The following is a 6,248-nucleotide window of genomic DNA, read 5'->3' as shown; positions in this document are numbered from 1 at the left end:
AGCGGAGAGCGGAGAGCGGAGAGCGGAGAGCGGAGAGCGGAGAGCGGAGAGCGGAGAGCGGAGAGCGGAGAGCGGAGAGCGGAGAGCGGAGAGCGGAGAGCGGAGAGCGGAGAGCGGAGAGCGGAGAGCGCTGCGCACCTTTTGCGCGGCGCGGAACCGCGCCGGCGACTTGGCCGCTAAAACTCCGTTGAACGCGGTACATCGTTTTCCTCCTGTCGCTTAGCCGCGAATCGGCTACAGCGAACGACCGACCTTCCTCTCTGGTCCGGAGGTTCCGTCACGATGGTGCTGCGATGCCCCTGCCATGTTCCGCATGCGTGGCGCAGCAAAACAGGTGCCGGCATATCGCGTGGCAGCGCCCCGACTGACGTGCGGAGCGCGTCGAAGCGGCACAAACGTGGGGCGACACAACAAGTTGCGCGCACGAAGAAATGCGCGGCCAGCGCCGCGTCACGATTCGCGCGAACTCATCCCGCGCTTCGTCGTGGTCAATCTCTGTGCAAACGCAACCGGGCCGCTGGCCGAAAAGTGACCGCCCGGCTCCGCCGCCGTCACCGCGGTTCGCAGAACCGCAGCCGACGCGAACTGGAGAAGTCGGCGCGGCGATGCGGGAAATGGGAGCGTTCGCCACGGCAGTTGAGCTTTACCGTGGCGATGAAAAAGCTGGCGGCCGAGTTGGAGTGGCGGCCGGGTGCGTCAGTCGATCCCATAGATGACTTGGAAAAACGCATTTCCAATTGGGGCCCGCGGATGGGGGCATGGAGTGATTCGGCGATGCTTCATCGCAAATCGTGGCAGCCTTCCAATCGGCTTGGCAGGATTCGGAGGGACAAGGCACCAGGCATCGCTACGGGCTTCGCGTGCCGTTGCGTCGCCGAATCTCGCCGCGTTATGCTGGCACGATGCCCCCGGTCTCCTCGACGCTCAACGCATGGCCGTCAGCAATCCAAAATCCGCAATGCAAAATCCAAAATCGTTTCCCCTGCCGCTGTTGATCACGGGCATTGCGGGCGTGGCGGGCTACAACGCGCTCGATTACTTCCGTGCCCGCTATCCGGGCCAGGTGATCGGCATTCGGCAGCGCGACAACTTCCGGCTGGTGGGCGACGGCGTCGTCGCCTGCGACGCCGAAGACCGCGATGAACTCAAACGTCTGTTCGACGAATACAACTTTCGCAGCGTGCTCGACTGTGCCGGCAACTGCGCCCTGCGGGCCTGCGAACTCGATCCCAATCTGGCCTGGCGGATCAATGTCGGAGGGGTCCGCAACCTGCTCGAAACGATCGGAGAGGCCGACGTGCGCGTGGTACACCTGTCGATCGACCTGGTCTATTCGGGCAAAGGCGGCGGCAGCCATCGCGAAGACGACCCGACCGATCCGGTGACCGTCTACGGTAAAACGATGGTGGCCGCCGAGCGGATTCTGCTGGCAGAAGCCCCCTGGGCCTGCATGTTGCGCATCTCGCTGCCGATGGGCGTGAGCTTCAACGGCCACGCCGGCGCGATCGACTGGATTCAGTCGCGGTTCAAGAAATCGAGGCCGGCCACCCTCTATTTCGACGAAATCCGCACGCCGACCTATACCGATTGCCTGAACGAAGTTTGCGAGACCATGCTCGGCAACCGGCTGGCCGGCCTGTTTCACGCCGGCGGACCACGGGCATTGAGCCTTTATCAGATCGCCCAGGTGGTGAACCGCGTGGGCGGCTATCATCCCGACCATCTCCTGGGCTGCCCGCGTGCCGCCGCGGGGCCGATTCCGCCGCGGGCGGGCAACGTCTCGATGGATTCCGGCAAGCTGGCTGCTGCCTTGGGCTACGAGGCGTTTCACGCCTGGCCTTACGACGACGCTTTGGTGCCGACGCACGACGATTGGCACCGCGAGCGGTCGGGCGGCTGGCATGGCTCGCCGGAGTTCTTGGCGGAAGTGCTCTACCGCAATCCGCACCGCCGCCGCCACGAAGTGGCGTAGTCGTCCGCGTGCTCCGTAAGCGGAACGAGCAATTACTCCAAAAATACCGGCCGTAACCGGCGACCGGCGGGCGGAAACTCAACCCGGCCCCATTTTTTGGTTGCCCATTTTGCAACTCATGCCTTAAATGGATCTACCGGAACAGTCACATGTCAAATCAGGTGGAACTATGTGGGGGCGTTCCTTCCCGCTCAAGTTCGTTTTTTCACGTCGTCCAGAAGGTCAACGCAAGTCGCCACGTCGGTCACGACGTGCCGCGGCCCGCATGCGCCGGCCCGAACGGCTGGAAGACCGCTGGTTGCTCACGTCCGACCCCATCGTCACGGTCGATACGAACTTCGGCAACTTCCAGATCGAGCTCCGCCCCGACGCCGCGCCGAATACCGTGGCCAACTTCCTAAGTTACGTCGAGAGCGGTGCTTACACCGATTCGATCTTCCATCGATCGGTGCCCGGCTTCGTCGAGCAGGCGGGTGGATTCACCTCATCCAGCGCCACCTTCAGCGGCAGCACATCCCAGTTCACGACCATTCCCACGAATTCGCCCGTGAACCTCGAATACAAACTGGCCAACGTGGCCGGCAGCGTGGCGATGGCCCGCACCAGCGATCCCAACAGCGCCACCGATGAGTGGTTTGTGAACCTGGTCGATAACACAAGCACACTCGGCCCCGCCAGCGACGGCCACGGCTACACTGTCTTCGGCCAGGTAATCGGCAACGGCATGCAGGTGCTCGACGCCATCGCCGCGCTCAACGTCGATAACGCCGACAACGGCGGCACCTTCAGCCAGCTTCCGCTGGGACCGAACAACGAGTTGGTGCGGATCAGCTCGGTCTCCATCGACAGCATCGACGGCACGGTGTTCAGCGACACGAACGGCAATGGGCAACTCGACTCAGGCGAACAGGGCGTCGCGGGCCGCACGATGTTTGTGGATTTAGCCGGCACCGGCGCGTATCAGTCGGGCGATCCCACGGCCACGACCGATTCCAGCGGCAATTACTCCTTCAGGGGCATTACGCCGGGAACGTACAAAGTTTATGAAGAGCTGCCCACCAGCATCAGCTTGACCATGCCCAGCCAGTCGGTCACCGTCGCGGCGAACAATACCGACTCGGGCGTCAATTTTGCCGAGCAGCCTTCGATCAAGGGTACGGTCTTTACCGATACCACCGGCAGCGGCGTGCTGGAATCGGGCGAAGCGGGCGTCGCCGGTCAGACGGTCTTTTTGAACAACGACAACAGCGGTGCGCCCGACGCCAGCAATCCGTCGACCGTCACCGACTCCAACGGCAATTACTCGTTCTCCGATCTGGCCGCGGGAACCTACAAGGTCGACGTGGTGCCTCCGGCCGGAACCACGATCACCACGACGAGCCTGAGCGCCACCGTAACGGCCGGCGGCACCGCCCAGACGGTCAACGTCGGCGAAGAGCCGGCCTCGATCGCCGGCACGGTGTTCACCGACGTCAATGACAACGGAAGCTTCGATACGGGCGACATCGGCATCGCCGGCCGCACGGTGTTCATCAACCAAGACAACAGCGGCACGAACGACGGCACGAACCCGCACACCACCACCAATTCGGTCGGGCAGTTCACCTTTTCGGGCCTGACCGCGGGAAGCTATACCGTCATGGAGGCGCTGCCGACCGGCGCCACCTTGACCACGCCCACACAGACGGTGACGGTGAAAACCGGCCAGACGACATCGGGCGTCGTGTTCGGCGAACTCCCTTCGATCTCGGGGAACGTGTTCGTCGATCTCAACGGCAGCGGACAGCTTGCCACGGGCGACCCTGGCGTGGGCGGCCAGACCGTGTTCCTGAACATCGATCACACCGGCAAGCCCGACACGAGCAATCCTTCGGTCACGACCGATTCCAGCGGCAACTTCGCCTTCGGCACCGAGCCGCCCGGAAGCTACCAGGTCGAAATGCAATTGCCGAGCAACGTCACCCTTTCGACTTCCACGCAGACGGTCACCGTGACCAGCGGCAAGACGACGACGGCCGTGGATCTAGGCGAATTGCCCTCCATCACGGGCGAGGTGTTTACCGACACCAACGGCAACGGCGCGCTCGATTCAGGAGAAACCGGCATCTCGGGCCGCACCGTGTTTTTGAACATCGACGGCAAGGGTGCCCCCGACAACACCAATCCGTCGGCCACCACCGACGCCAACGGCCATTACTATTTCGTCGGTCTCGCGCCCGGCAGCTACCCGGTCACCGAGGTGGCGCCTTCCGGCGTCACCCTGTCCACGAAGCCGCAGACCGTCATGGTCGCCGCGGGGAAGATCACGCCCGACGTCAATATCGGCGAGGGGAGCAGTTCGAGCGGCACGACCACCACGAACACCGGCACGATTTCAGGCGAGGTGTTCGACGACGTCAATCTGAACGGCCAGCTCGACTCAGGCGAGACCGGCGTCTCCGGCCGCACGGTGTTTCTCAATAACGACGGCACCGGCGTGCCCGACAGCGGCAATCCTTCGACCACGACCGACTCCGGCGGCAAGTACTCGTTCACCGGGCTGGCGGCGGGCAACTACACCGTGATGGAAGTCGTTCCTCCGAACAACGGCGTCACGCTCACCACCACGGCGCATGCGATTTCGCTCGCCGCAGGCGGCACAACGAGCGGAGACAACATCGGCAACGCCTTGACCAGCACCATTCTGCCGATCCAGGTTTCGACGACCGATCCGCCCGCCGCCAGCGACGCCAACACCACTTATATCAACGCCGTCTATCAGGCCCTGTTGGGTCATGCTCCGGACCCGACTGGACTTTCGTACTGGCAGCAGCAGATGACCGCCGGAGCCAGCCGGGCCACGGTGACGCAGGGCGTCTGGGATTCGCAGGAACACCGCACCGACGAGGTCGACCAGTTCTACGAGGAGTTCCTCGGACGGCCCTTCGATTCCGCGGGCCAGTCATTCTGGACGGCCGCCTTCAGCGCCTGGGGCACAGAGCAAATCGAGGTCGAGGGCTTTCTCACGTCGGCGGAGTTTTTGAGCAAGAACCAGGGCAACACCGCCTTTGTCGACGCGCTCTATAACGACCTGCTGCAGCGCTCGCCCACATCGTCGGAAGCGGGCTACTGGGAAGGCCTGCTCAATGGCGGCCAGACCCCGCTGCAGGTGGCCACCGCCTTCGTGTTCGGACAAGAAGCGAGCACGGCCGTGGTCGACGCTTTCTATTCCGAGTTCCTGCACCGGGCGCCCGGCAGCAGCGACCTGCAAATGTGGGTCAACGACCTCACCTCGCGGACCATGAACGCGGAGCAGGTCGGCGAGCAGATTCTGGCCAGCAACGAGTACTACACGGACGTCAGCGGCAACAAGGCGCCGACGATCACCAGCGGCTCGGCCGCCAGCTTCACGGTGGGCACGGACGGCTCGTTCGCGGTCACCACCAGCGGCACGCCGAAGGCCACCCTGACCGAGAGCGGCAGCTTGCCCAGCGGCGTCACCTTCACCAACAACGGCGACGGCACCGCCACGCTGGCCGGCACGCCTGCCGCCGGCTCCGGCGGCAGCTACGACTTGACGATCACGGCCAACAACGGCGTGGGCACGGCCGCCACCCAGAGCTTCGTGCTGGCGATCGACGCCGCGCCCACGATCTCCAGCGCCGCGGCCACCACCTTCACCGACGGCACGGCCGGAACGTTCACGGTCTCCACCGCCGGCACGCCCACCGCCGCCCTGACCGAAAGCGGCAGCTTGCCCAGCGGCGTCACCTTCACCAACAACGGCGACGGCACGGCCACGCTGGCCGGCACGCCCACCGCCACGGGCAGCTTCCCGATTACGATCGACGCCGGCAACGGCATCTCGCCCGATGCCACGCAGAGCTTTACTTTGACCGTCAACGCCGCCGCCGGCACCGCGCCCACGATCAGCAGCGCAAACAGCGCGGCTTTCACGCGGGGCACCGCGGGCAGCTTCACTGTGACGACGACCGGCACTCCCACGCCGTCCATCACCGGGACGGGCTTGCCCAGCGGCGTGACGTTGACGAACAACGGCGACGGCACGGCCACCTTGGCCAGCACCGCCTCGGCGGCGGCCGGCACCTATCCGTTTACGATCACCGCCAACAACAACGTGGGCACCGCGGCAACGCAGCAGTTTACGTTGACGATCAGCTAACCGTAGGGTGGGACAAGCGAGCTTGCGAGCGCCGGCCCACCGTTGGCGACGTCGCCAACGGTGGGCCGGCGCTCGCAAGCTCGCTTGTCCCACCCTACGGTTAGCTGATCGTCA

2 protein-coding genes are annotated in these 6,248 nt (G+C 64.5%); both read left to right on the top strand.

The window, feature by feature from the left end:
* Positions 1-931: 931 nt before the first annotated feature.
* Positions 932-1,972, top strand: a complete 1,041-nt coding sequence (locus tag VNH11_03890) for a sugar nucleotide-binding protein (protein HVA45505.1) — start codon at positions 932-934, stop codon at positions 1,970-1,972.
* A 265-nt stretch (positions 1,973-2,237) separates the two neighbouring features.
* Entirely contained in the window at positions 2,238-6,134 is a 3,897-nt protein-coding gene (locus VNH11_03885; GenBank protein HVA45504.1) for an SdrD B-like domain-containing protein, read from the top strand.
* The last annotated feature ends 114 nt before the right edge of the window (positions 6,135-6,248 follow it).

Source organism: Pirellulales bacterium (assembly GCA_035533075.1).
In the GTDB taxonomy this organism is placed as follows: Bacteria; Planctomycetota; Planctomycetia; order Pirellulales; family JAICIG01; genus DASSFG01.
The sequence above is the reverse complement of the archived record's forward strand: the minus strand, read 5'-3'. Positions and strand labels throughout refer to the sequence as shown.